The sequence below is a fragment of the Novosphingobium olei genome (assembly GCF_037076535.1).
Lineage (GTDB): Bacteria > Pseudomonadota > Alphaproteobacteria > Sphingomonadales > Sphingomonadaceae > Novosphingobium > Novosphingobium olei.
On the sequence record NZ_AP029021.1, the window covers coordinates 3678523 to 3702394 of the forward strand.

Sequence of the window (23872 nt, forward strand, 5' to 3'; positions counted from 1 at the left end):
TGCACGGCATCGGGTGCCGCACATGCCCCTGGTTTAGCTGCCGTTAAGCACAAGCATGTTCATCTCCCGCAAGGGAATTTCCCCGGAGGCCGGCCCGCCGGCACCCCCAGAAAGTAGGTCTATGCCAAGTTTCGCCCAGAGCCTTGAGAAGACGCTTCACGCCGCGCTCGGTAACGCTTCCGAGCGCAGCCACGAATACGCGACTCTCGAGCATCTTCTTCTCGCGCTGATCGACGATCCTGATGCGGCGCAGGTCATGCAGGCCTGCGGCGTGGATCTCGGCGACCTGGGCGATGTGGTGCGCCAGTACCTCGACCAGGAATACCAGTCGCTCAAGACCCAGGAAAAGGCCGATCCGCAGCCGACCGCCGGCTTTCAGCGCGTGATCCAGCGCGCCATCCTGCACGTGCAGTCGTCGGGCAAGGACACCGTCACCGGCGCCAACGTGCTGGTGGCGCTGTTCTCCGAACGCGACAGCTACGCCGTCTATTTCCTGCAGCAGCAGGACATGAGCCGGCTCGACGCGGTGAGCTACATCAGCCACGGCATCGGCAAGGGCGGCCGCCAGGTCGAAAACCGCAATCCCAAGGGGGCCGAGGAAGAGGCGCCCAAGCAGGAGGAAAAGGCCGAGGCCAAGGGCTCCAAGAAGGATTCCGCGCTCGACCAGTTCACCGTCAACCTCAACGAGAAGGCGCTGGGCGGCAAGGTCGATCCGCTGATCGGACGCGGGCCGGAGGTCGATCGCACGATCCAGATCCTGTGCCGCCGGTCGAAGAACAACCCGCTCTATGTGGGTGATCCGGGCGTGGGCAAGACCGCCATCGCCGAAGGCCTCGCGCGCAAAATCGTCGAAGGCGAAGTGCCCGAAGTGCTGAGCGAAGCGGTGATCTATTCGCTCGACATGGGCAGCCTGCTGGCCGGCACGCGCTATCGCGGCGATTTCGAGGAGCGGCTCAAGCAGGTCGTCTCGGAGCTCGAGAAGATGCCGCACGCGATCCTGTTCATCGACGAGATCCACACGGTGATCGGCGCCGGTGCCACCAGCGGCGGCGCGATGGATGCGTCCAACCTGCTCAAGCCCGCGCTTTCGGGCGGGACGATCCGCTGCATCGGCTCCACCACCTACAAGGAGTTCCGCAACCACTTCGAGAAGGACCGCGCGCTGCTGCGGCGCTTCCAGAAGATCGACGTGAACGAGCCGACCGTCGAGGACACGATCAAGATCCTGAAGGGTCTGCGCACCGCGTTCGAGGAACACCACAAGGTCAAGTACACGCCCGAGGCGATCAAGACCGCGGTCGAACTTTCCGCCCGCTACATCAACGACCGCAAGCTGCCGGACAAGGCGATCGACGTGATCGACGAAGTCGGCGCGATGCAGATGCTGGTGCCGCCTTCCAAGCGGAAGAAGACCATCACCGCGCGCGAGATCGAACAGGTCATCGCGACCATGGCGCGCATCCCGCCCAAGTCGGTTTCGAGCGACGACAAGAAGGTGCTCGAACACCTCGAACGCGACCTCAAGCGGCTCGTGTTCGGGCAGGACAAGGCGATCGAGGTGCTGTCCAGCGCCATGAAGCTCAGCCGCGCCGGCCTGCGCGATCCCGACAAGCCGATCGGCTCGTTCCTGTTCAGCGGCCCCACCGGCGTCGGCAAGACCGAAGTCGCACGCAGCCTTGCCCAGATCATGGGCATCCCGCTGCAGCGCTTCGACATGTCCGAATACATGGAGCGCCATTCGGTCAGCCGCCTGATCGGTGCGCCTCCGGGTTATGTCGGCTTCGACCAGGGCGGTCTGCTCACCGATGCCATCGACCAGCAGCCGCACTGCGTCCTGCTTCTCGATGAAATCGAAAAGGCGCACCCCGATCTGTTCAACATCCTGTTGCAGGTGATGGACAACGGGCGCCTGACCGACCACCACGGCAAGACGGTGGACTTCCGTAACGTGGTCCTGATCATGACCACCAATGCGGGCGCATCGGACATGGCGCGCCAGGGCATCGGCTTTGGCGATGTGTCGAAGGCCGACGCGGGCGACGAGGCGGTGAAGAAGATGTTCACCCCCGAATTCCGCAACCGTCTCGATGCGATCGTGCCGTTCGGCTACCTGCCGCCCGAAGTCGTCAGCCGGGTCGTGGACAAGTTCATCCTCCAGCTGGAACTGCAGCTGGCCGAACAGAACGTCCACATCCAGTTCGACAGCGACGCGCGCGCCTGGCTGGCCAAGCGCGGCTATGACAAGCTCTACGGGGCGCGGCCGATGGCCCGCGTCATCCAGGAACGGGTCAAGAAGCCGCTCGCCGAGGAACTGCTGTTCGGCAAGCTTGCCAACGGCGGCGAAGTCCACGTCAGCCTCAAGGGCGAGGACGAAGGCCTGTCGTTCGAACTGACGCCGGCGGCGCCCAAGCTCGTCAAGAAGAAGGCGCGCAAGGGCAAGGCGGGCGACGCCGCGGCCGAGGAGCCCAACGCTGACGAGGCGTAAGCTTCACCGACGCACGAAAATGAAGAGGGCGGCGCCGATGGTGCCGCCCTTTTTCGTTTGATCGCGCTACTTGCCGACCGGCGGTATCGGCGGATGCGGCGCGTCCCACTCCGCCCGGTCGATGAAGCCGTCGTCGTTGCGGTCCAGAAGCCCGAAGCGCGCATTCGCAAACGCCATCCATTCCGCCAGCGTCAGCTTCCCGTCGTGATCCGCATCGGCAATCGCCATCAGCTTGTCGGGCGTCAGCCCGTCGATATCCGCCAGGGCCGGCGCGGCAGCCTTCAACTCGTCCATGCTGAGATTGCCGTCGTGCTCCATATCGATCATCTCGAACAGCGCCTGCGCGGCCTGCGCGTGCTCGGCCGAGGAAATGCGCCCGTCGTGATCGCGGTCGAGCGTGTCGAACCCTGCCATGGGATGGGCATCGCCCGGAACCGCCGTCACCGCCGGCATCGGCGGCGCGACGACCGGCGCGGTCTCGCTGGCGCTGACGTCGGGGCCGGTCTGCTTCTGCTCGCCGCAACCCGCGAGCGAAAGGGCGCAGAGCGCAACGGAGAGTAGCGCGGCGGTTCGCATTGGGGGCATTGGTCGTCTCCGTGGCAGGCGGGATCGGCGGGGCGCACGATAGCCGCTGATCCTGAACGCGCCCTGTCCTTCCCCGATCCATGCATCCGTTTCGGGTCTTCGGGGAAAGGCCGGCGGGACTGCCGGTGGGGTCTGTCCCAAGGGTAGCTCCCGAACGGGTGGCTGGAACGAATCGCACCTTGCGGCCATTGCGTGCACATGGTTGCCGACTTCGCGTGGATCAGGCCCGAGCCCTATGGCATCCACGTGGTGCCGGCCGATGCATGGATCGATCCCGCCCGCCCGGTCGATACCGCCCTCGTTACCCACGGCCACGCCGACCATGCCCGCGGTGGCCACGGCCGCACCATTGCGACGCCCGAAACGCTTGCCATCATGCAGCTGCGCTATGGCGTCGAGGCGGAGAACGAAGTCCGTGCGGCGCCGGTGGCCTATGGCGAGACGCTGCGCCTGCCCGGCGGCGTCGATGCCACCTTCGTGCCCGCCGGCCATGTCCTGGGTTCGGCGCAGATCCTGCTCGAACATGCCGGCGAACGCGTGGTCGTAACCGGCGACTACAAGCGTCGGCCAGACCCCACCTGCCCCCCGTTCCAGCCGGTCGCCTGCGATGTGTTCATCACCGAGGCGACCTTCGGCCTGCCCGTCTTCCGCCATCCCCCGATCGCGGGCGAGATCGCGCGGCTGATCGATGCGCTGGTCGCCAATCCCGGGCGCTGCGTGCTCGTGGGCGCCTATGCCTTGGGCAAGGCGCAGCGGCTGATCGCCGAAGTGCGCGCGCATGGCTACGACGCGCCGATCTATCTGCATGGCGCGATGGAGCGGATGTGTCGGCTCTACGAAGAGCATGGCGTCGATCTGGGCGAGCTGCGCGCCGTGGCCGGCGTGCCCAAGGGCGCGCTCGAAGGGCAGATCGTGGTCTGCCCGCCGTCTGCACTCAACGATCGCTGGAGCCGGCGCCTGCCCGATCCGATCACCGCCATGGCATCGGGCTGGATGCGCGTGCGCCAGCGCGCCCGGCAGCGCAACGTGGAGCTGCCGCTGGTCATCTCCGATCACGCCGACTGGGACGAACTCACCGCCACGATCGCGGAAGTGAACCCCGCCGAAACCTGGATCACCCACGGGCGCGAGGAAGCGCTGCTGCGCTGGTGCCAGCTCAACCAGCGCCGCGCCCGCGCGCTGGCGCTTGTCGGCTACGAGGATGAGGACGACTGATGGAGCGCTTTGCCGCCCTGATCGATCAGCTCGTCTACACCCGCAGCCGCAACGGCAAACTGGCGCTCATCGCGCGCTATTTGCGCGAAACGCCGGACCCGGATCGCGGCTGGGCGCTGGCGGCCATGACCGACGGGCTGAACTTCCCCGCGGTCAAGGCGGGCACGGTGCGCGCGCTGATGGCCGAACGCGTCGACGAAGTGCTCTGGGCCCTCTCGCGCGATTACGTGGGCGACACGGCCGAGACCGCCAGCCTGCTCTGGCCCGAGCCCCCCAGCCCACCCGCGCCCCCGCCCAGCGTCGCCGAAGTGGTCGAAACGCTGCACCACGCCACCCGCGCCACCGCGCCTGCACTGCTGGCGGGCCTGCTCGACCGGCTTGACGCCAACGGCCGCTATGCACTGCTCAAGCTGGCGACCGGCGCCATGCGCATCGGCATTTCCGCGCGGCTCGCCAAGGTCGCCTTCGCGCAGGCCTTTGACGTCAGCGTCGACGAGGTGGAGGAATACTGGCACGGCCAGGTCGCACCCTATCTGCCGCTGTTCGACTGGGCGAGCGGCAAGGCCCCGCCGCCGCGCACCGACCTTCTGCCGCTGTTCCGGCCTTTCATGCTGGCCCACCCGCTGGAGGACGGCACTGACGTCAGCCTTGCCGACTATGCCGCCGAATGGAAATGGGACGGCATCCGCGTGCAGCTCGTCCACGTGAACGGGGAAACGCGCGTCTATTCGCGCGGCGGCGACGACATTTCGGGCAGCTTCCCTGAGATCGCCGCAGCGCTGCAGGTTCCCGCGGTGCTCGATGGCGAACTGCTGGTGCGCGGCACCCACCAGGGGGGCGAGGAAGGCGGCGCGGCGAGCTTCAACGCGCTGCAGCAGCGTCTTGGCCGCAAGGCACCATCGGCCCGGATGCAGGGCGACTATCCCGCCTTCGTCCGCCTCTACGACCTGCTGATCGACGAAGGCGAGGACTTGCGCGAGTGGGCCTGGGAACAGCGCCGCGCCCGGCTGGAGGCGCTCGTGCCAAGGCTCGATCCCGATCGCTTCGACCTGTCGCAGGTGATTGCCGCGAACGACATGGACGATCTTGCCGAGATCCGCGCCCGCGCCCGCGATGCCGCGATCGAGGGCGTCATGCTCAAGCGGCGCGATTCGCCCTATGTGGCGGGCCGGCGTACGGGCCTGTGGTACAAGTGGAAGCGCGATCCGCTGCTGGTGGACTGCGTGCTGATGTACGCGCAGCGCGGGTCGGGCAAGCGCTCCTCGTTCTATTCCGACTTCACCTTCGGTTGCTGGGACGGCGATCCCGATGCCGGGGCCGAACTGCTGCCCGTGGGCAAGGCCTACTTCGGCTTCACCGATGCCGAGCTGAAATGGCTCGATTCCTATGTTCGCAGCCACACCGTGGCGCGATTCGGCCCGGTGCGGGAAACCGACAAGTCGCTCGTCTTCGAAGTGGCATTCGATTCGATCCACGCCAGCAAGCGCCACAAGTCGGGCGTCGCCATGCGCTTTCCCCGCATCAGCCGCATCCGCGCCGACAAGCCCGCGCACGAAGCGGATCGCCTCGCCACGCTGAAGGCAATGATCGCCGATCCGGCCTGACCCGTCGGTTCTTGATCCAGATCAAACGCGCCCGGGCCCGCGCGCGATAGACCCGCGGGTCCGGAACGAAAGAGAGCGATGACCTTGAGCGAGACCGACACCGTGCCCGCCGATACCCGCAGCCCGTTCGAGCGGATCGGCGGCCATGCGGCGATGCAGGCGATCACCAACCGGTTCTACGATCTGATGGAAAACGATCCGGCCTTTGCCGAACTGCGCGCGATCCACGCCGAGGACCTTGCCCCGATGCGCGCCGCCCTGCCCTCTTTCCTCGCCGGCTGGGCCGGCGGGCCGCGCGACTGGTTCCAGTCCAATCCGGGCAAGTGCATGGTGTCGATGCACGCGGCCTTCCCGATCGACCGGCGCACTGCCGGCCAGTGGGCCGAAGCGATGCAGCGCGCGATCGCCGAAAGCGCGGTCGAAGATCGCCAGGTAGCCGATGCAATGGCCGACGTGCTCGCCAACATGGCGCGGGGCATGGCGCGGAGCTGACTCCGCAGGATCATCCCGCTGCGGATGACGGGCGCGCACGCGCGCGCTAGTCTGCCCTGCATGATCACGCATGACAGCGCCCGCCGCCGCTTTGCCATCGCGCTTGCCGCTCTGGCCGGGTTCGTCGACGCGGTCGCCTTCATCTCGGCCGGCGGCTATTTCGTGTCGTTCATGTCGGGCAACTCGACACGCCTTGCGGTCCTGCTGGCAACCGACCCCATGCGCGCCGCAACCCCGCTGCTGCTCATCGCCGGTTTCTTCGCCGGCGTGGTGCTGGGTGCCCTCGTCGCGCACCGCGCCGGACGCTGGCACAAGCCCGCCCTGCTCGCCCTGGTCGGTGGCCTGCTGGTCTGCGCCGCCGTTGCGCGAATGCTCGACCTGCCCGCCACGATGATGGGCGCGATGGCCATCGGCATGGGCGCGCTCAACGCCATGTTCCAGCGCGATGGCGAAGTTTCGGTCGGGCTGACCTACATGACCGGCGCCCTGGTCAAGCTGGGGCACGGCCTGGCCGGGCAACTGCTGGGCCAGCCGCGCAAGGGCTGGCCGGCCTGGGGCATGCTCTGGACAGGCCTGCTCGGCGGCGCTGTGCTTGGCGCGTGGCTGCAGGACCGCCTGCCCCTTGCCTGCCTGTGGATCGCGAGCGGCTGGGCGCTGGTGCTGCTCCCCGTCTCGCTGCGCTTTCCCGAAGGCGTGGATTAAAGGTGCATCCCGCCCGAAGCTTCGATCACCTGCCCCGTCACCCAGCCCGCATCCGGGCCTGCCAGCATCGCCACCACGCGCGCCACGTCCTCGGGTTGGCCCACGCGGCGCAGCGCGGCAAGACCGGCAAGTGTTTCGACCATGGCCGGATCGTTGAACAGGTCCGGCGCGAAGTCGGTGATCGTCGCCCCAGGTGCCACGGCGTTGACGGTGATGCCGAGCGCGCCCAATTCCCCGGCGAGCGATACGGTGAAGTGGTTCAGCGCCGCCTTGCTCATGGCGTAGGCCAGGCACGAGGCGTAGCCGACCTGCGCCACCATCGACGAGATGTTGATCACGCGCCCACCATCGCGCAGCCGCGGCAGGGCGGCGCGGGTCACGAAGAACGGACCCTTGGCATTGACCTGCATCTGGCGATCGAAACTGGCCTCGTCGGTTTCGCCGAGCGTGGCCATCGAGCCGATGCCGGCATTGTTGACCAGGATGTCGAGCCCGCCCGCCTTCGCATCGAATGCGGCAAACATCGCCTCGATCGCGGCCAGTTCGGACACGTCGGCGCGTAGCGCGAAGGCCGAACCGCCCGCCGCCACGATTTCGGCCACGGCCGATTCGGCAGCCGCCGCATCGCTGCGATAATTGATCGCGACTTGCGCGCCATCGGCAGCAAGTCGCAAGGCAATGGCGCGACCGATCCCGCGCGATCCTCCGGTCACGAGCGCGGTCTTCCCGGCGAGCGGCGCGGCGTGCGGATTGGTCATGGGCATCCTTTCGAGCAGGTCTTTGCCCGACGCTAGGCCGCCCCCGGCAGCGCGTAACCTCTTCAATCTGCGAAAGGCGCAATCCGCAGCAGCTTTTCGCGAGAAGTTGCGCCGCGCAACAATTCCACGTTCGACGGCGCAACTTCCAGCGCCGTCGCGACCAGCGCGAGTACGGCGGCGGTCGCCTTGCCGTCCTCGGGCCTGGCGCGCACCTTCACCGAGACGCGTCCATCGTCGATGGCAATGTCTTCCGCTCTGGCACCGGGCGTGACGCGCACGGCCAGCCGGCCTTCGGCGTCGATCAGCGCGCGCAGCATTGCGGCCGGCGGCAGGTCAGCCCTGGGCCGCGCCACCGTGTCGTTCCGGGCGATCGAGCCGATAAGTCACGTGGCGCAGCAGCGGATCGTCCGCCGCCAGCCGGGGATGATCGAAATCGAGCCCGGGCTGATACGCCATGCCCAGCCGTTCCATCACCGCGCGGCTGCGCGTGTTGCCGACGTGGGTGATCGCCCAGGCCGCATCGTCGCGCAGGTTGGCGAAGACCCAATCGACCGTCGCCCGCGCCGCTTCGCTGGCATAGCCATGGCCCCAGCAATCCGATGCCAGCCGCCAGCCGATCTCGGCCTTGCCCGCCACCGGCCCCGCCGTGCCGCGAATGACACCGCACCAGCCGATAAGCCGCGCGTCCTCGCGCCGTTCCATCGCCCAGAAGCAATGCCCGTCTTGCGCCTGCATCGCCATGCAGCGCTCCACGAGCGCTTGCGTTTCGGCCAGCGACATCACCGGGCCGAGCGTCGCCATGACAACCGGGTCCGCACAGATGGCGTGAAACGGCGTGACGTCACCCTCGCGCCACGGCCGCAGCAGCAGGCGCGGTGTCTCGATCATGCGCCCATCAGGCGCGCTGCGTGCAGCGCGTGGTAGGTCAGCACGCCCGAACAGCCAGCGCGCTTGAACGCCAGCAGCGTTTCCAGCACCATCGCATCCCGATCCGCCGCGCCCGCCGCGACGGCCGCCTCGATCATCGCGTATTCGCCGCTCACCTGATAGGCGAAGACCGGCACGCCGAACGCCTGCTTCACGCGGATGGCGATGTCGAGGTAGGGCAGCCCCGGCTTGACCATCACGCTATCCGCGCCTTCGGCCAGGTCCAGCTCGACTTCGCGCAGCGCTTCCTCGGCATTGCCGGGGTCCATCTGGTAGGTCTTCTTGTCGCCCTTCAGCAGCCCGCGCGATCCCACCGCATCACGGAACGGGCCATAGAAGGCAGAGGCATACTTGGCGGCATAGGACATGATCTGCACGTTGTGGTGGCTGTCGCCCTCCAGCGCCTCGCGGATCGCGGCGATGCGGCCATCCATCATGTCCGACGGGGCGATCACGTCGGCGCCAGCTGCCGCCTGGTTGAGGCTCTGCCCCACCAGCACCTCGACCGTGGCGTCGTTGAGGACATAGCCGCGTTCGTCGATCAGTCCGTCCTGGCCGTGGCTGGTATAGGGATCGAGCGCCACGTCGGTCAGCACGCCGATGTCATCGCCGCAGGCATCCTTGATCGCGCGCACCGCGCGGCACATCAGGTTGTCGGGATTGAGCGCCTCTCGCCCGTCCTCGCTTCGCCGGTGAGGCTGGGTGTAGGGAAACAGCGCAAGGCAGGGAATGCCCGCCGCCACCGCGTCCTTCGCCCGCGCGACGATCCCGTCGACCGACCAGCGCGAAACGCCCGGCAGCGACCCGATCGGGTCCTCGACACCGGTGCCTTCGGTCACGAACAGCGGCCAGATGAGGTCGGCCGGGGTCACCTGCACTTCGCGATGGAGCGCGCGGCTCCAGGCGGTGGCGCGGGTACGGCGAAGGCGGGTCATGGGGTAGGAGCTCATGCGCGCTGTCTAGGCCCCGCTGCCCCGCCCCGCAACCATGTCGCCTTGCGAAGTCCGGCGGGCACTTGCGCCCGCTGCAACTGTGCTCAGCGCAGATAGCCGTTGGGTGTGCCGGGCTTCAGCGCCGTCATCTGCGCCAGCCGCGCCTTGAACGCGGCGATCTGCCCCGGATCGACCGCCTGCCGCCGCGCGAGGAAGCGCACCGAGGCCGGATCGACCACCTGCCCGCCGCGATAGAGTTCGTAATGCAGGTGCGGCCCGGTCGAAAGCCCGGTCGAGCCGACATAGCCGATCACCTGCCCCCGGCGCACGGACATGCCCGGCGTCACCGCGATGCGGCTCATGTGGCCATAACCAGTGCCGATCCCGCCGCCGTGGTCGAGCCGGACGTAGTTGCCATGCCCGCCATGCCAACCGGCAAAGCTGACCCGGCCATCGGTGGCGGCATAGACCGGCGATCCCCAAGGCGCTGCAAAGTCTATGCCCGCATGCATCCGCACGAAGCCCAGGATGGGGTGCCGCCGCATGCCGAAGCCCGATGTCACGTGCCCCGCTACCGGCGTCAGCAGCGCGCCGTCGCTGGATTGCTGGCTGCCGGTCAGCGCGTCGAGCGTTTCGAAGCCGCCCTCGTTGCCCCAGCGCAGCAGCTGGAGGCGCGGTCGTCCATCGCGCAGGATCGCGGCGTATTGCAGATCGCCCGCCTCGCCCTGCCCGTCGGCGGCGCGTTTGTACGATACCACCAGGTCGAATTCGTCGGTGGGCAGGATGTCCTCGAAAGGCAGCACGTCGTCCACCGCGCGCAGGTAGTCCTGCACCGTGCCGGGAGGCGCACCGGCGGCACGCGCCGAGCGATAGAGGCTCCCGCCCACTACGCCTTGCAAGCGCAGCGGGCGCGTTTCCACCGCGATCGGGGCGCGGCGCAATCCCAGCACCCCGGCGGTCCGTTCGACCGAAAGCGCCAGGTCGAAGCGCGGGCGGACCTTGATCGCTTCCAGCGGGCGCGGCTGCGATGGGCTGGTGCGCGATCCCAGCACCAGATCGAAGCGCGTGCCCGCGGCAATCGCATCGAGCGGGACGGCCGAACCGATCAGCGATGCCGCCCGCGCGGCGTCACCCAGCCCCACGCCCGCGCGCTGCAGCATGCGCGGCACGCTGTCGTTTTCGCCCAGCGTCGCCGCAAGTTCCACCTGCGGACGTTCGGGCGCCGAATCGAGCCGCAGCACAAGGCCGGATTCGGCCGCAAAATGCCGGCCGCTCGTCGCTCCGCGCCGCTGCGCCGTCAGCGATTGCGCGGCGAATTCGCGTTGCGCTGCTTCATCGATCCGCACCAGCGGCGCGGCCTCGAGCGGCGCAAAGTCCGGCCAGAACGCGGCTGCCAGCAGCAGCAGCGACAGGAACGTGGCCAGGCCGCGAAACCAGCGGGCGCTGCCGACATCCTCGGCAAGATCGGGTGCAAGGTCGAGATGCCGGATCCGGCCTTCGATCGCCCGGCACAGCGCGCTCCAGCGTTGCACCAGCGGATGATTTGAAAGGCGAGGCACACCTTCGCGCGGCCGGATCGGGGCCTGCGCTTCGGCAGGAGCGGTCGCCATGCGCTGGCGCACGGGGTGCGAAGACGATCCGGCGCTGCCGCCCGACCGTGCGCGCCCGAACGTCGCCACGGCAACGGCAGGGCCCGATTGGTCTGCTGTCCCGAACACGCGCTCCACGCTCCTTCACGATCCCGTCGCGATCCCTCGCCTCTCCTGCCGAGACAAGGTTAATTCGGCGTAAAGAAAGACTTACCGCCCGCCGCAGGGATACCGCGCAACGAACAAATCCGCCACCGCGGTCGCCACGCTGGTCTGGGCGCGATGGGTGGGCGGATAGCTGCGCATCTGCGTCATGACGTCATCGCTGTTGAACGGTGCGCGGGCCGGAGGGCACGAACTGGGCCTGCCAGCCGCCTGTTCGCCCTTCAACCGCACGCGATAGGCTTGCGCCGCGCCGGTCACTTCGGCCTTCAGCAGCTTGTAGTCGCTGCTCATTAGCGCGAACGGCCCTTTGGCGCGCAGCGCATCCGCCTTGGCCAGGAACGTCGCCACCGACATCGCCCCGCCCTGTGCGTTCGCACCGACGGGAGCCAGCGCCAGCAGCATGGCAAAGCCAACCAGGCCAGATCGTTTCGTTCGCATCTTTTTCTCTCCCCTCCGTCGCACAGACGGTAGTCGTGCAGACCCCGCTTCGCTATGCCCCAAGCGTTACCCGGGGGGAATGGGCATGAGCGACGCACAGGCGATCGGCGACGTGGTGGAAGGGGCGCTGAAGGCCCGGGCGATCGAGCCGCAAGCCGGCGAGCACGACGCCGGCCACACGCACGAAACCGCCTGTCTCAACTGCGGCACCGCGTTGCTCGGCAGCCACTGCCACGCCTGCGGCCAGGCGGCGCACGTCCACCGCACGCTCGGTGCGTTTTTCCACGACCTTCTCCACGGAGTTTTCCACTTCGAGGGCAAGATCTGGCGGACCATCCCGATGCTGGTGTGGCGCCCCGGCGAACTGACCCGCCGCTACATCGAAGGCCAGCGCGCCCGCTTCGTCTCGCCGCTGGCGCTGTTCCTGTTCTGCGTGTTCCTTGCCTTTGCGGTCTATCACCAGACCGCATCCGAGACGACGTACCAGGGGATGTCCTCCCCGCAGGATGCGGCCAGGGCGGAGAAGGCGATCGAGGGCAAGATCGCCAGGCTGGAGGCCGAGCGCGCCGAGCTCAAGCGCAAGGGGCAGGACACCGAGCAGGTCGACGACAAGCTCGACGGACAGCGCACCGCGCTCGAAATCACGCGCGAGGTCCGCTCGAACGTCGACCGGCCGGACCAGAAGCTCAGCGACATTTCCGCGATCGACAACGCGGTGAAGAAATTCCGCGAGAACCCCGCCCTCACCGCCTACAAGGCGCAGAACTACGCTTACAAGTACAGCTGGGCGTTGATCCCGATCTCGGTGCCCTTCCTGTGGTTGCTGTTCCCGTTCAGCCGGCGCTTCCACCTCTACGATCACACCGTGTTCGTGACCTACTCGCTCAGCTTCATGACCCTGCTGAGCATCGCGGTCATGCTCGTGGCCCTGACCGACTATGACGGGCTCGTCGCGCTGCTGCTGCTTGCGCCGCCCGTTCACATGTACAAGCAGTTGCGCGGGGCCTACGGCACGTCGCGGCTTGGCGGGATCGTGCGCACGTTCGCACTGTCGATCTTCGCCTGCATCGCGCTGACGCTGTTCGTGATCTTCATCGCCGCGGAATCGGGCGCCTGATCAGGCGGGCAGACCCTCAGCAGTCGAGGACGAAAGGCCCTGCTTCGCGCGCTTCGAGCGCGGCATGGGCGGCAGCGGCCTGCGCCAGCGGATAGCGCCCGCCCAGCGACAGCGGCAGATCGCCCCGCGCCATCGCCGCGAACAGGCTTTGCGAAGCGGACAGCAGCTTGGCGCGAGGCTGGATGTAGGGCCACAGGAACGGGCGCGAAACCTTGGCAGACTTGGCGCCAAGACGCGAAAGATCGAACGGCGGGATCGGCCCCGACGCCTGCCCATAGTGAACGAGGTGACCCAGCGAGGCGAGGCTCGCCAGCGACCCTTCGAAGCTGTCCTTGCCCACCGCATCGAACGCGACGTTGACCCCGGCCCCGCCGGTGATCTCGGCCACGCGCGCGGCGACATCTTCCTCGCGGTAGAGGATCACGTGATCGCAGCCTGCCGCTTTCGCCACGGCGGCCTTCTCGGGCGAACCCACCGTGCCGATGACGGTCGCGCCGCGAAGGCTTGCCATGCGCGCGACAAGCTGGCCGACGCCCCCCGCCGCCGCCTGCGCCAGCACGATCATGCCAGCGCGCACCGGCTCGACTTCGTCGACCAGCGCCTGCGCGGTAAGGCCCTTCAGGAACCAGGCGGTCGCAACGCCCGGCTCCACGCCATCGGGCACCGGGGCGGCAAGCGCTGCATCGAGCACGCGGGCACCGGCATAGGCGCCATAGCTCTTGTCGATGTAGGCGACACGCTGTCCGACAGTCAGGTCGGTCACGCCCTCGCCCACGTCCTCGATCACGCCCACCGCCTCGAGGCCCGGGATCCCGGGCAAGGCCAGCGTCTTGTACGCGCCCGAACGGACGTAGACGTCGTGGAAGTTCACCGAAACCGCTTCCTGACGGATCAGGATCTGTCCCGGCCCCGGATCGGGAACCGGCACCGTTTCGGCAACCAGGACCTCCGGGCCGCCATAGGCACGGATCACGATCGCTTCACTCTTCCTCGCCACGTATCCCCCCGACGCTTTTGGTAGGACCTGCAGTAAGCCTGCGGTTCAGGCACCCAGCGGCTGCGTGCCGCCGGTCGATCCGGCGAAGCGACGGCCGGCCCGCGGCACGGCCGAACCCTGCGACGAAATCGGGCGAGCAGGCCCCTTCGGCGCGTCGGGACGATCGATCCGGCCTTCTTCGACTAGCGTCTTGATTTCGTCGCCGGTCAGCGTCTCGTATTCGAGCAGCGCCTGGGCCAGCAGGTGGAGCTTGTCCTCCTGCGTGCGCAGGATGTCGGTCGCCCGCGCATGCGCGCCATCGACCAGCCCGCGAATCTCGCTGTCGATCAGCTTGTTGGTCTCGTCCGACATCATCGTGCGGTTGGTGCTGCCCATGCCGAGGTAGCCGTCCTGGCTTTCCTCGTACATCAGCGGCCCCAGCTTGTCCGACATGCCCCACTTGGTCACCATGCTGCGCGCAAGGCTGGTGGCATACTGGATGTCCGAAGACGCGCCCGACGAAACCTTGTCGTGGCCGAAAATGATCTCCTCCGCCACGCGGCCGCCCATCGAAACCGACAGGTTCGCGTGCATCTTGTCGCGGTGGTAAGAGTAGCTGTCACGTTCGGGCAGGCGCATGACCATGCCGAGCGCGCGGCCGCGCGGGATGATCGTCGCCTTGTGAATCGGGTCGGACGCCGGCTCGTTGATCGAAACGATGGCATGGCCCGCCTCGTGATAGGCGGTCATCTTCTTCTCGTCCTCGGTCATGACCATGCTGCGGCGCTCGGCGCCCATCATGACCTTGTCCTTGGCGTCCTCGAATTCCTGCATGGCGACAAGGCGCTTGCTGCGGCGTGCGGCGAGCAGCGCGGCTTCATTGACGAGGTTGGCCAGATCCGCGCCCGAAAAGCCCGGCGTGCCCCGCGCGATGGTGCGCGGGTTGACGTCGGGCGCCAGCGGCACCTTCTTCATGTGCACCGACAGGATCTTCTCGCGGCCCTCGATATCCGGGATCGGCACCACCACCTGGCGGTCGAAGCGGCCTGGGCGCAGCAGCGCCGGATCGAGCACGTCGGGGCGGTTGGTCGCGGCGACGATGATGATGCCTTCGTTGGCCTCGAAGCCGTCCATTTCGACCAGCAGCTGGTTCAGCGTCTGCTCGCGCTCGTCGTTCGAATTGCCGAGGCCATGGCCGCGATGGCGACCCACAGCGTCGATTTCGTCGATGAACACGATGCACGGCGCGTTCTTCTTCGCCTGTTCGAACATGTCTCGCACGCGGCTCGCGCCCACGCCCACGAACATCTCGACGAAGTCCGAGCCGGAAATGGTGAAGAAGGGCACGCCCGCCTCACCCGCGATGGCGCGGGCGAGCAGGGTCTTGCCGGTGCCGGGGCTGCCGACGAGCAGCGCGCCCTTGGGGATCTGGCCGCCGAGCTTGGAAAAGCGGGTGGGATCGCGCAGGAATTCGACGATTTCCTGCAGTTCCTCGCGCGCTTCGTCGATGCCGGCAACGTCGTCGAAGGTGACGCGACCCGACCGTTCGGTCAGCAGCTTGGCCTTCGACTTGCCGAAGCCCATCGCACCCGATCCGCCGCCCTTCTGCACCTGGCGCAGCGCGAAGAAGGCCACGCCCAGGATCAGCAGGAACGGCAGCGACTGGGCAAGGATGTAGAGCAGCAGGTTGGGTTCTTCCTGCGCCTTGCCCGAATACTGCACGCCATTGTCCTGCAGCAGCTTGGGCAGGTCCGCATCGCCTTGCACGGGCACGGTCGAGAAGGTCTGGTCGTTCTTCAGCGTACCGGTGATCCGGTCGGGTCCGATCTGCACTTCCTTCACCGCGCCTTCGGCCACGCGGCTGCGGAAATCGGAATAGCGGATCATCGTGCCGGTGCTGTCGGTACGTGCGCCGAACATCGAAACCACGAGCAACAGGGCTAGGAAGATGCCGCCCCAGACGAGGAGGCTCTTGATCCAGGGGTTACCCTGCGGCTGGTCGTCGTTCATGCCATTGCTCTTTGTTGACAAGGCGGACTCGTCCCGCCTGTTTCCTGCAATGTAGGTGTCTGGGGGTGAATGGCAATATAACCGAAGGTGCGATTCCTTGCGTTTGTCTGATCGAAGGCCTCGCTCACCGCGCGCCCCGCGACATCAAGGCGGCACTCTGTCGGTTTACGTCCTGTGCGGCGGCGTCACCGCAAATCGCCATTCGCCGTCGCGGGACCAGCCCTTTACCCCCGCGAGCGTCGCCGTCCGGCCTTGCCGCAGCGCATCGTGCCAGTCGGCCAGTTCCCGCCCGCGCGGGGTCGATCGACCGATTTCGCCGACGATGGCCTCCAGCACGCGCAGCGCGATGGCGCGCGGCGCGTCCGGTCGCCACACCAGCACGCCCTCTTCCCGCCGGATGGCGGCGATGCACTGCGCCGTCGCCCATTCGATCGCCTCGTCCGCTTCGGCCAGATGCCGCGCGCTTTCGGCAATCGCGGTGCGGTCCAGCCAAGCGGCATCGCGCAGCGCCGATCGCACTCGCACCCGCTCGAATCGCGGATCTTCGTTTGAAGGATCGGCCACCGCGACAAGGCCCACCTCTGCCACCACTGCGGCGAGCTCCTCGCGCCGCCAGCCGAGCAGCGGTCGCAGCAGGGGCAGGTGCGGCGCGCCGGGCGTGGCGGATCGGGCGCGCATTGCCGCCAGCCCGCGCACCCCGGCACCCCGGTTGAGCCGCATCAGCACGGTTTCTGCCTGATCGTCGGCATGGTGGGCCACGACCAGCGCGCCCAACCCCTTGCGCCCCGCCCATTCGGCCAGCGCGGCATAGCGCGCGGCGCGGGCGCGTTCCTGCACGCCCGCTCCGGACGGCAACGACAGCGTCAGCGTGTCATGGGTGACGCCCAGATCCGCACAGACCCGTGCGACCAGCGCCGCTTCTGCCGCAGCTTCGGCGCGAAGGCCGTGATCGACCGTCGCCACCGCGAACGGTGCGCATCCGGCCGCGTGCATCAGCACCAGCAGGGCAAGGCTGTCCGGACCGCCCGAAACCGCGAGACCGACCGGCCCGTCAGACCCGCCCCACAGCGCGGCGAAATCGCGCGCAAACCGGGCGGTCAGCGCCTCAATTGCAGGTCACCGCCTTGTTGGCGGCTTCGTACTGCGCCTTCAGCCGCCCGGCGGCCTCGGTCGGATAGACGTTCTTGAATTCGGCATAGGCGACGCAGGCGCGCTTCGTTTCCTTCAGCTTCGCCATGGCGACGCCCAGGTAGAGCAGGCTGTCGGCAGCGCGTTCGCCCTGCTTGTCGGCCTGGTAGTTCTGCAGGAACCACTGCGCCGCGGTGCCCGGCTTGTCATCGTCGAGATAGGCGCGGCCCAGCAGGTTGCGGGCGAAGCTGATGCGCTTGCTCTTGGGATAGGCCTTGACGAACTTGCCCAGCTGCTGCTGCGCTTCGGGGAAGAACTTCGCCTCCCACAGCCGGTAGCCATAGGCGTATTCGTCCTCGGCGGCATCGCCGGTCGCGGGCTTCTCGATCGCTTCCACCGCGGCCACGCGATCGGCCGAGGGCGCGGCCGGCTTGGGCGCGGGGGCAGGCTTGGGCGCCGCCGTCGCAGGCGCCGGGGCAGGGACCTTGACCGGCGCCACGGCATCGGTGCTCGTCGATGTCGCTGCCGACGTCGCCGGGGCGGCCGTGGCCGGTGCCGGGGAAGATGCCGCAGCGGGCGCGGGCGCAGGTGCGGGCTCTAGTGCGGTCAGGCGCGCTTCCAGCTTGCCGATGCGATCCTGGCTTTCCTCGCTCGCCGCCGTCAGCCGCTGCAACTGCGCCTCGACCGCGTCCATCCGCGCCAGCAGATCGGCCACCGGGGTGCTAGCCGGGGTGCCCACCGGCTTGGCGGTCGATTGCGGGGCGGTGATTTCGGGCGCGAAAGTCTTGCCCGCGCCATCGGGGAAGACCTTGCGCTGCACCGCGCGCAGTTCGCTTTCCAGCCGGCGCAGCCGGGCCTCGGTCGTTTCGGGCACTTGCGACTGGGCCAGCGCCGGCGAAGGCATCGCCAGCGGCGCTGCCGTCGCGGCAAGGACAAGGGCCAGCGTCGCGCGGGCGAACGGACCGGGGAACGTGGTCTTCATGATAACTCCCATCAGGGCGCAGCGCGCGAGATCCGGCGCGCGCGGCACCGCTTGCCCTGCTTGCCGCAGGGCGCGCTTCTTGTCGAGATTGCGACTAGTTTGCCGTCGTGGATGACGTCAACGAAGGCGCAGGCGCAGGCGCAGGCACCGCGGCCTCCGGCGCCGGGGCGCGGACAGGCGTGCGCGCGCGCCTCGCAGCCGGGGCAGGGGACGACGCCGGCGCAGTGGCCGCCGCTGGAGCCATGGCAGGCGCCGGTACGGCCGGCCGCGCCAGCAGCGCCGCGCCGTCGACCGCGACGTTCTTCACGATGCCTTCCTTCTCGGCCAGCCGGGCAACCGCCTTTCCGCCCACGGTGATGGCCAGCGCGTCGGGCCGTCCGGTCCACAGCACCGGTCCCTTCGCTTCGGCGGGCACGGTATAGCTTTCGCCCTTGGCCATCTGCTTCTGCATCAGCTGCTGGCCGCTGGCATCGCTGAACTTCACCCAGATCCGGTCTTCCAGCGCGGTGAACACCACCGGGCCGGTGGCGGGCGCGGGCGCGGCGGCGGGAGCAGCAGGCTTTGCCGCCGGGGATGCCGGAGCAGACGAGGAAGGCCCGACCAGCGGCGGCAGCTCGGCCGCCGGCCAGTAATAGCTGCGCCACAGCCCGAAGCCCAGCACCACGACGCCAAGGCCGAGCAGCACCGCAAGCCAGGTGAGCAGGCGCGATGGCGTCTTGGCCGGATCGCCCACTTCGAACTGGTTGATCTTGCGCGGTTCGGGTTCGGGCGTGGCGGCGTCCAGCTCGCGCCGGATGGCGTCGGCAATGTCGCGCTCCTGCAGCCCCACCTCGCGCGCGTAGCTGCGGGCAAAGCCCAGCACATAGGGTCGGCCCGGCAGCGTGGCGAAATCGCTCGATTCGATCGCGGCGATATGGCGCGCGGTGATGCGCGTGCGACCGGCGATGTCCGCGATCGACAGGCCCTGTGCCTCGCGCGCGGCGCGCAAGCGGCTTCCGGCTGAGGCGAACGGCCCTGCGACCAGTTCGCCGCCTTCCGAAAGGCTTTCGTTTCCGCCGCCTTCTGCCACGGCGCGACTCCCGTTTGTCATGCTGTTCTTCTTGGCAACCCCGAAGATAACGCCCCCGCCGCAAACGATCCCACGAATGGAGCGGTTGTCAACGAATTATGGCGTCATATTCGGGGCAAGGACGACGAAGCGGGCAAGGAAGCAGGTGGCGGGCGGCACGAAGGCCCTCAGTCGCACTCGATTCCGCGATAGAACGCCCACTCCGCGATCGCCGAGCGCAGATCGCGCGGAGGTTCGGCAAGCCATTTGTCCATCGCCTCGCGAATCTCGCGAAGGTCGATCTTGCGGACCAGTTCCTTGACCGGGCCGACCGCGGCCGGGGTGATCGAAAGCCGCGTGATGCCAAGCCCCAGCAGCGCCAGAGCTTCCAGCCGCCGTCCGCCCATCTCTCCGCACACGGTCACGTCGGTGCCGTGCGGGGCCACGGTCTGCACCACCCGGCGCAGGAAGCGCAGGATCGCCGGGCTCAACCAGTCATAGCGTTCGGCAAGCTTGGGGTTCGCACGATCGGCCGCGAACAGGAACTGGGTCAGGTCGTTGGTGCCGACCGAAAGGAACGACAGCCGCGGCGCCAGCACGTCGAGGCATTCGGCCAGCGCCGGCACTTCCAGCATCGCGCCATAGCGGATCGCTTCGGGCAGCAGCTTCTTCTGCTGCTTCAGGAACGCGAGCTGGCTGTCGAACACCGCCTTGGCGGCATCGAATTCCCACGGTTCGGTCACCATCGGGAACATCACGTTGAGCGTGCGCCCCCCGGCGGCTTCCAGCAGCGCGCGAGCCTGGACCTTGAGCAATCCGTCGCGTTCCAGCGCAACGCGCAGCGCGCGCCAGCCCATCGCCGGGTTTTCCTCGGTCTCGCCATCGTTGTGCCGCAGGTAGGGCAGCACCTTGTCGCCGCCGATGTCCACGGTGCGGAACACCACCGGCTTGTCGCCCGCGGCCTCCAGCACGTCGCGATAGAGCCGGGTCTGGCGCTCGCGCGCGGGCAGCGTTGCCGAAACCAGGAACTGGAATTCTGTACGGAACAGGCCGATCCCGTCGGCGCCGGTCATGGCGAGCGCGGGCATGTCGTCGCGAAGCCCCGCGTTCATCAGCACCGCGATCCGCGTCCCGTCGCGCGTCACCGGCTCGACATCGCGCAGCGTGGCATAGTGCGCCTGGCGTTCGCGGTTCTTGGCAAAGCGCGTCTCGAACGCTTCGACCAGCGCCGGCGCGGGCCGCACGTCGATCACGCCCTGATCGCCATCGAGCAGCAGGATATCGCCGTCGCGCACCTTGCCGCGCAGGCTCTTCACCCGCCCGACCACCGGAATGCCCATCGCCCGCGCCACGATCACCACGTGCGCGGTCAGCGATCCTTCTTCCAGGATCACGCCCTTCAGCCGGCGCCGGTCGTATTCGAGCAGTTCGGCCGGCCCCAGGTTGCGCGCGATCAGGATCGCATCGCCTTTCAGCCCCATGCTCGCCGCCGTGCCGAGCTGGCCCGAAACGATGCGCAGCAACCGGTTGGACAGGTCTTCCAGATCGTGCATGCGATCGGCCAGCAGCGGATCGTCGATCTGGCGCATCCGCATGCGCGTGCGCTGCTGCACGCGTTCGATCGCGGCTTCGGCGGTCAGGCCGGAATCGATCGCGTCGTTGATCCGCCGCGTCCAGCCTTCGTCATAGGCGAACATGCGGTAGGTCTCGAGCACCTCCTCGTGCTCGCCCCCCACGCCGAATTCGGCCTGGCTCGCCATGCGGTCGATCTGTTCGCGCATCTTGTCGAAGGCGTGGATCACCCGCTGGCGCTCGGCCTCGGTATCTTCGGCAACGATGTGCTCGATGGTCACGCGCGGCTGGTGGAACACGGCAACGCCGCTCGCCAGCCCCTTGACCAGCGTCAGCCCTTTCAGCCGTTCGTGCCCGGTCAGGTGCGCGGGCACTCCCAGCACGTCCTCGTCGTCGATCAGTTCGGCATTGGCGATCAGTTCGGACAGCACCATCGCCACCGTCTGCAGCGCCTCGATCTCGACTTCCTCGTAGCGGCGCGGCTCGACATGCTGGACCGCGACGACGCCCACGGCGCGTTCGCGCCGCACGATCGGTACGCCGGCGAACGAATGGAAGCGCTCTTCACCGGTTTCGGGGCGGAAGGCGAAGTCGGGGTGGGCCGCCGCCTCGGCCAGGTTCAGCGTCTCGATATTGGCGGCGATCGTGCCGACCAGACCCTCGCCCACGGCCATGCGCGTCACGTGGACGGCGGCCTGGTTGAGCCCGCGCGTGGCGAACAGCTCGAGCATGCCCTCGCGCAGCAGGTAGATCGAGCAGACCTCGCTATCGAGCTTTTCGCCGATGACCTCGACGATCAGGTTGAGCTTGGCCTGGGCGCCGGCGCGTGAAGCCATCACCTCGTGCAACGAGGTCAGGATCGCGCGGGCGGATGCAACGGCAGAGAGCATGGCCATGGCCTAGCCTAGCGAGCATCCCATGCAAACGGCAAGCGTCGCCGAATATGCGGCAATCCTGTGCTGGCCGTACCGTAAAGGAAATTCGTATGTGGATGATGGTCCGGTTCGGTGGGACCAGGCACCCGGTGGACCGGCCCGATCAGGGGCCGGTCGCTCCGCAGGCGCATCAATGTCGCAGCGAGAGTTCTTCCTTGATCCGCAACTTCCGCTTCTTCAGTTCCATCACGAGCCCGCCGTTGGGGAACGGCCGCGCCATTTCTTCGGCGATCTTACGTTCAAGGCCGGCGTGCTTGGTCTGCAAGGCAGTGACATGCGATGTGTCCATACGGATACCTCCTGCTGGGGTGTTCCCGTCCATCCTGCGCAAGATGCGAAGTCCTTGCGCAGGGTTCCTTCGCGTCCGTCCCGACTCGAACCGGTCCGGTGCGGGCGCGTTGTCATGCTCCCACATTCGCCGTATCTTGCAAGCCGCACCGCGTCGGAACGCGGCGGCTGAGGGATGTACCGTAGGTGGTGCAGGAATCGGTTGCCCCGCCTGGGGTGCCACCTGGAGTGCCACCTGGAGTGATTGTGTGACCGAAGACGAAATGCGCAAGCGGCTCGAAGCGCTGCGGCTCGAGCACCGCGATCTCGACGCCGCGATCGACGCGCTGAGCGGTGCGGGCACCGTGGACCAGTTGCAGATCGCGCGATTGAAGAAGCGCAAGCTGCGTCTCAAGGACCAGATCGCCATGCTCGAGGATTACCTCATCCCCGATATTATCGCCTGATGCGAAAGGCTTGGGGCTGACACGGGCCTCGCGGTGCCGATCCTGCCGCTGCCGCGCTTGCGTATCGTAACGATACACAGCCGTGGATATCTCCAGCTTCGCCTCATCTCGCCTTGAGCAGGAGGCGAAAACGCCCCTATCGAGACGGGATGGCGCAGACGCACAGCATCAGCCCCCGCATTGTCGAGGCTCTCTATGCCGATGCGCTCGTGCTGGCCGATGCGGTGCGTTCGCGCTTCGAACGCCTGCGCAGCGATTCGGCCGGTGCCCGCGCTGGCGGCCACGCGGACGAGGATGATTGCGCGCGGGTGCTCTGCAATTGCGAGGCGCTGCGCACCACCACGCGGGTGATGCATTGCCTGGCCTGGCTGCTCAACCACCGTGCCTATTTCGCGGGCGAGATTTCCGAAGCGCAGCTGCGCCGCCACGGCGTGCTGGCCGCGCATTTCCCGGCGACCGATGCGGCTGCGCTGGCGCTGCTGCCGCGCGACGTGCAGGTGCTGGTGCGGGAAAGCGAGCGGCTCTACGACCGCGTGACGCGGATCGAACGATCGTGGCGCCGGCCGGCCGGCGCCAACGAAGCGGGCGAGATCAGCGCGATCGAGCGCCTGCGCCAGCGGCTGGGCGCCGCCTGACGGAATCGACGAAGCGGGCGTTGCAGGCCGGGCAGGTCATGCCGGCTTGCAACGCCCGCTTCGCAAAGGCTTTTCAGCGGTAGAAGATGTGGTTGTCGATGCGCGCCATGCGGGTCTTGCCCCAGCTGGGCGAAACGCGCGCGGCGTGGAAGAACATCGCGCCCTCGACCGGGCTTTTCCAGGCGCCAGTGTGGGCGATCACCGCCATCTTGACCGCTTCGATCCAGTCGCGGCTGGCGGTGTTGATGTTGGGCATCGCGTGGCCGCGAATGAACGAGAACTGCGAAGGCTGGTACACCACGCCGCAGTAGGACGCCGGGAAGCGGCCCGAATGCGACCGGGCGACGATGACGCGCCCGACGGCCAGCTGGCCGGCCATGGTTTCGCTCTTCGCTTCGAAGTAGATCGCGCCGGCAAGGCACTTGAGCTCGTCGGTGAGCTGGGCCGGAACCGCGGTTTCCTCGACCAGCGTCGCAAGCGAATCTGCCGGGAGGGGAGTGGCGCTTTCATCGCCAGCGGAATTGGGGCCGGAAGAAGCGGGTTCGGTCACTTCAGGCTGGGGCAGGACGCGTTCCACGGCGGGAACGATGGCGTCGGCCGAATTCCTGGTGATCGCGGAAGCCCCGGGGGCTTCGCTGGCCGGAACCAGGGCTGCGCCGATCTGGGCGGGCACCGGGCTTTGCGCGGCCGCGCCGGAACCTGCGGCGCTGAACAGGGTAGTTATGAAAGTCGCGGCAATGCTGATGGCACTGGCGATACGAAGTTGCTTACTCATCCAACGTCAAAACTGGGCGGTGGACGTCGGAACACGGCGCGGCAAAACCCGGCTGTCGTGAAAAAGCG

23 protein-coding genes are annotated in these 23872 nt (G+C 67.8%); 8 read left to right on the plus strand and 15 right to left on the minus strand.

The features are described from left to right. The first annotated feature begins 121 nt into the window (after positions 1-121). Positions 122-2485 (plus strand): ATP-dependent Clp protease ATP-binding subunit ClpA, encoded by a 2364-nt coding sequence (gene clpA, locus AACH40_RS17430; protein WP_169493930.1) that lies wholly within the window; start codon positions 122-124, stop codon positions 2483-2485. Between the two features lie 66 nt (positions 2486-2551). On the opposite strand, the gene AACH40_RS17435 is transcribed toward clpA, so the two are convergent. Further along, positions 2552-3061 (minus strand): EF-hand domain-containing protein, encoded by a 510-nt coding sequence (locus tag AACH40_RS17435; RefSeq protein WP_338643470.1) that lies wholly within the window; start codon positions 3059-3061, stop codon positions 2552-2554. 207 nt (positions 3062-3268) lie between these two features. Between AACH40_RS17435 and AACH40_RS17440 the strand changes: the two genes are divergently transcribed. The 4 genes from AACH40_RS17440 (at position 3269) to AACH40_RS17455 (ending at position 7083) form a co-directional block, all read left to right on the plus strand. Then, on the plus strand, positions 3269-4285 hold the full coding sequence (locus tag AACH40_RS17440; RefSeq protein WP_338646160.1) for a ligase-associated DNA damage response exonuclease: 1017 nt from the start codon (positions 3269-3271) through the stop codon (positions 4283-4285). Further along, the gene (locus AACH40_RS17445) at positions 4285-5889 is read left to right on the plus strand and encodes a cisplatin damage response ATP-dependent DNA ligase (RefSeq protein ID WP_338643471.1); all 1605 of its coding nucleotides are present in this window, start codon (positions 4285-4287) and stop codon (positions 5887-5889) included. The genes AACH40_RS17440 and AACH40_RS17445 overlap by 1 nt, the downstream gene beginning before the upstream one ends. A 78-nt stretch (positions 5890-5967) precedes the next feature. Continuing rightward, on the plus strand, positions 5968-6381 hold the full coding sequence (locus AACH40_RS17450; protein ID WP_169493926.1) for a globin: 414 nt from the start codon (positions 5968-5970) through the stop codon (positions 6379-6381). A 60-nt stretch (positions 6382-6441) separates the two neighbouring features. Further along, positions 6442-7083, plus strand: coding sequence for a YoaK family protein (locus tag AACH40_RS17455; RefSeq protein WP_169493925.1), 642 nt, complete (start codon positions 6442-6444; stop codon positions 7081-7083). Here the strand turns inward: AACH40_RS17455 and AACH40_RS17460 are convergent. From AACH40_RS17460 to AACH40_RS17485, 6 genes are all read right to left on the minus strand, one after another. Then, a complete protein-coding gene (locus AACH40_RS17460) occupies positions 7080-7841 on the minus strand; it encodes an SDR family NAD(P)-dependent oxidoreductase (RefSeq protein WP_338643472.1) in 762 nt (253 codons plus the stop codon). The two genes, AACH40_RS17455 and AACH40_RS17460, sit on opposite strands and share 4 nt — an antisense overlap. A gap of 62 nt (positions 7842-7903) precedes the next feature. Further along, positions 7904-8194 carry a DUF167 domain-containing protein gene (locus AACH40_RS17465; RefSeq protein WP_338643473.1) on the minus strand — a complete coding sequence of 97 codons (291 nt, stop codon included), beginning with the start codon at positions 8192-8194 and terminating at the stop codon, positions 7904-7906. Continuing rightward, positions 8175-8729 carry a GNAT family N-acetyltransferase gene (locus AACH40_RS17470; protein WP_338643474.1) on the minus strand — a complete coding sequence of 185 codons (555 nt, stop codon included), beginning with the start codon at positions 8727-8729 and terminating at the stop codon, positions 8175-8177. Before AACH40_RS17470 ends, AACH40_RS17465 begins: the two co-directional genes overlap by 20 nt. Next, on the minus strand, positions 8726-9718 hold the full coding sequence (gene hemB, locus AACH40_RS17475; protein ID WP_338643475.1) for a porphobilinogen synthase: 993 nt from the start codon (positions 9716-9718) through the stop codon (positions 8726-8728). The genes AACH40_RS17470 and hemB overlap by 4 nt, the downstream gene beginning before the upstream one ends. Positions 9719-9804: 86 nt before the next feature. Next, positions 9805-11418 (minus strand): M23 family metallopeptidase, encoded by a 1614-nt coding sequence (locus AACH40_RS17480; RefSeq protein WP_338643476.1) that lies wholly within the window; start codon positions 11416-11418, stop codon positions 9805-9807. Between the two features lie 81 nt (positions 11419-11499). After that, the gene (locus tag AACH40_RS17485) at positions 11500-11892 is read right to left on the minus strand and encodes a hypothetical protein (RefSeq protein ID WP_338643477.1); all 393 of its coding nucleotides are present in this window, start codon (positions 11890-11892) and stop codon (positions 11500-11502) included. Between the two features lie 85 nt (positions 11893-11977). Between AACH40_RS17485 and AACH40_RS17490 the strand changes: the two genes are divergently transcribed. Beyond that, positions 11978-13009: a DUF3667 domain-containing protein gene (locus AACH40_RS17490; protein ID WP_338643478.1), complete on the plus strand. Its 1032-nt coding sequence runs from the start codon at positions 11978-11980 to the stop codon at positions 13007-13009. A 16-nt stretch (positions 13010-13025) separates the two neighbouring features. Here AACH40_RS17490 and AACH40_RS17495 read toward each other — a convergent pair whose 3' ends face one another. The 7 genes from AACH40_RS17495 to AACH40_RS17525 all read right to left on the minus strand — a co-directional run bounded on the left by AACH40_RS17495 (position 13026) and on the right by AACH40_RS17525 (position 21949). Then, positions 13026-14006 (minus strand): quinone oxidoreductase, encoded by a 981-nt coding sequence (locus AACH40_RS17495; protein ID WP_338643479.1) that lies wholly within the window; start codon positions 14004-14006, stop codon positions 13026-13028. Positions 14007-14051: 45 nt separating this feature from the next. Next, positions 14052-15995: an ATP-dependent zinc metalloprotease FtsH gene (gene ftsH / locus AACH40_RS17500; protein ID WP_169493919.1), complete on the minus strand. Its 1944-nt coding sequence runs from the start codon at positions 15993-15995 to the stop codon at positions 14052-14054. Between the two features lie 165 nt (positions 15996-16160). Continuing rightward, positions 16161-16988, minus strand: coding sequence for a tRNA lysidine(34) synthetase TilS (gene tilS, locus AACH40_RS17505; RefSeq protein ID WP_338646162.1), 828 nt, complete (start codon positions 16986-16988; stop codon positions 16161-16163). Between the two features lie 112 nt (positions 16989-17100). Next, on the minus strand, positions 17101-18105 hold the full coding sequence (locus AACH40_RS17510) for a tetratricopeptide repeat protein (RefSeq protein WP_338643480.1): 1005 nt from the start codon (positions 18103-18105) through the stop codon (positions 17101-17103). A 94-nt stretch (positions 18106-18199) separates the two neighbouring features. Further along, positions 18200-19195, minus strand: a complete 996-nt coding sequence (locus AACH40_RS17515) for a helix-turn-helix domain-containing protein (RefSeq protein WP_338643481.1) — start codon at positions 19193-19195, stop codon at positions 18200-18202. A 146-nt stretch (positions 19196-19341) separates the two neighbouring features. Further along, the gene (ptsP, locus tag AACH40_RS17520) at positions 19342-21621 is read right to left on the minus strand and encodes a phosphoenolpyruvate--protein phosphotransferase (protein ID WP_422394867.1); all 2280 of its coding nucleotides are present in this window, start codon (positions 21619-21621) and stop codon (positions 19342-19344) included. A gap of 169 nt (positions 21622-21790) precedes the next feature. Further along, on the minus strand, positions 21791-21949 hold the full coding sequence (locus AACH40_RS17525) for a YdcH family protein (RefSeq protein WP_169493916.1): 159 nt from the start codon (positions 21947-21949) through the stop codon (positions 21791-21793). A gap of 247 nt (positions 21950-22196) precedes the next feature. Here AACH40_RS17525 and AACH40_RS17530 point away from each other — a divergent pair, with 247 nt between their 5' ends. Together AACH40_RS17530 and AACH40_RS17535 are read left to right on the plus strand one after the other, a co-directional pair. After that, a complete protein-coding gene (locus AACH40_RS17530) occupies positions 22197-22394 on the plus strand; it encodes a DUF465 domain-containing protein (RefSeq protein ID WP_169493915.1) in 198 nt (65 codons plus the stop codon). A gap of 149 nt (positions 22395-22543) precedes the next feature. Then, the gene (locus AACH40_RS17535; RefSeq protein WP_338643483.1) at positions 22544-23029 is read left to right on the plus strand and encodes a DUF1465 family protein; all 486 of its coding nucleotides are present in this window, start codon (positions 22544-22546) and stop codon (positions 23027-23029) included. 73 nt (positions 23030-23102) lie between these two features. On the opposite strand, the gene AACH40_RS17540 is transcribed toward AACH40_RS17535, so the two are convergent. After that, positions 23103-23804: a cell wall hydrolase gene (locus AACH40_RS17540; RefSeq protein WP_338643484.1), complete on the minus strand. Its 702-nt coding sequence runs from the start codon at positions 23802-23804 to the stop codon at positions 23103-23105. Between the last annotated feature and the right edge of the window lie 68 nt (positions 23805-23872).

Bases quoted from the DNA above. Each gene is read 5' to 3' on its own strand.
- AACH40_RS17485 (WP_338643477.1), bottom strand. From the start codon at position 11,892: ATGCGAACGAAACGATCTGGCCTGGTTGGCTTTGCCATGCTGCTGGCG.
- hemB (WP_338643475.1), bottom strand. From the start codon at position 9,718: ATGAGCTCCTACCCCATGACCCGCCTTCGCCGTACCCGCGCCACCGCC.
- AACH40_RS17450 (WP_169493926.1), top strand. From the start codon at position 5,968: ATGACCTTGAGCGAGACCGACACCGTGCCCGCCGATACCCGCAGCCCG.
- AACH40_RS17440 (WP_338646160.1), top strand. From the start codon at position 3,269: ATGGTTGCCGACTTCGCGTGGATCAGGCCCGAGCCCTATGGCATCCAC.
- ptsP (WP_422394867.1), bottom strand. From the start codon at position 21,621: ATGGCCATGCTCTCTGCCGTTGCATCCGCCCGCGCGATCCTGACCTCG.
- ftsH (WP_169493919.1), bottom strand. From the start codon at position 15,995: ATGAACGACGACCAGCCGCAGGGTAACCCCTGGATCAAGAGCCTCCTC.
- AACH40_RS17470 (WP_338643474.1), bottom strand. From the start codon at position 8,729: ATGATCGAGACACCGCGCCTGCTGCTGCGGCCGTGGCGCGAGGGTGAC.
- clpA (WP_169493930.1), top strand. From the start codon at position 122: ATGCCAAGTTTCGCCCAGAGCCTTGAGAAGACGCTTCACGCCGCGCTC.
- tilS (WP_338646162.1), bottom strand. From the start codon at position 16,988: ATGCACGCGGCCGGATGCGCACCGTTCGCGGTGGCGACGGTCGATCAC.
- AACH40_RS17535 (WP_338643483.1), top strand. From the start codon at position 22,544: ATGGCGCAGACGCACAGCATCAGCCCCCGCATTGTCGAGGCTCTCTAT.
- AACH40_RS17460 (WP_338643472.1), bottom strand. From the start codon at position 7,841: ATGACCAATCCGCACGCCGCGCCGCTCGCCGGGAAGACCGCGCTCGTG.
- AACH40_RS17510 (WP_338643480.1), bottom strand. From the start codon at position 18,105: ATGAAGACCACGTTCCCCGGTCCGTTCGCCCGCGCGACGCTGGCCCTT.
- AACH40_RS17445 (WP_338643471.1), top strand. From the start codon at position 4,285: ATGGAGCGCTTTGCCGCCCTGATCGATCAGCTCGTCTACACCCGCAGC.
- AACH40_RS17455 (WP_169493925.1), top strand. From the start codon at position 6,442: ATGATCACGCATGACAGCGCCCGCCGCCGCTTTGCCATCGCGCTTGCC.
- AACH40_RS17490 (WP_338643478.1), top strand. From the start codon at position 11,978: ATGAGCGACGCACAGGCGATCGGCGACGTGGTGGAAGGGGCGCTGAAG.
- AACH40_RS17435 (WP_338643470.1), bottom strand. From the start codon at position 3,061: ATGCGAACCGCCGCGCTACTCTCCGTTGCGCTCTGCGCCCTTTCGCTC.
- AACH40_RS17525 (WP_169493916.1), bottom strand. From the start codon at position 21,949: ATGGACACATCGCATGTCACTGCCTTGCAGACCAAGCACGCCGGCCTT.
- AACH40_RS17515 (WP_338643481.1), bottom strand. From the start codon at position 19,195: ATGACAAACGGGAGTCGCGCCGTGGCAGAAGGCGGCGGAAACGAAAGC.
- AACH40_RS17540 (WP_338643484.1), bottom strand. From the start codon at position 23,804: ATGAGTAAGCAACTTCGTATCGCCAGTGCCATCAGCATTGCCGCGACT.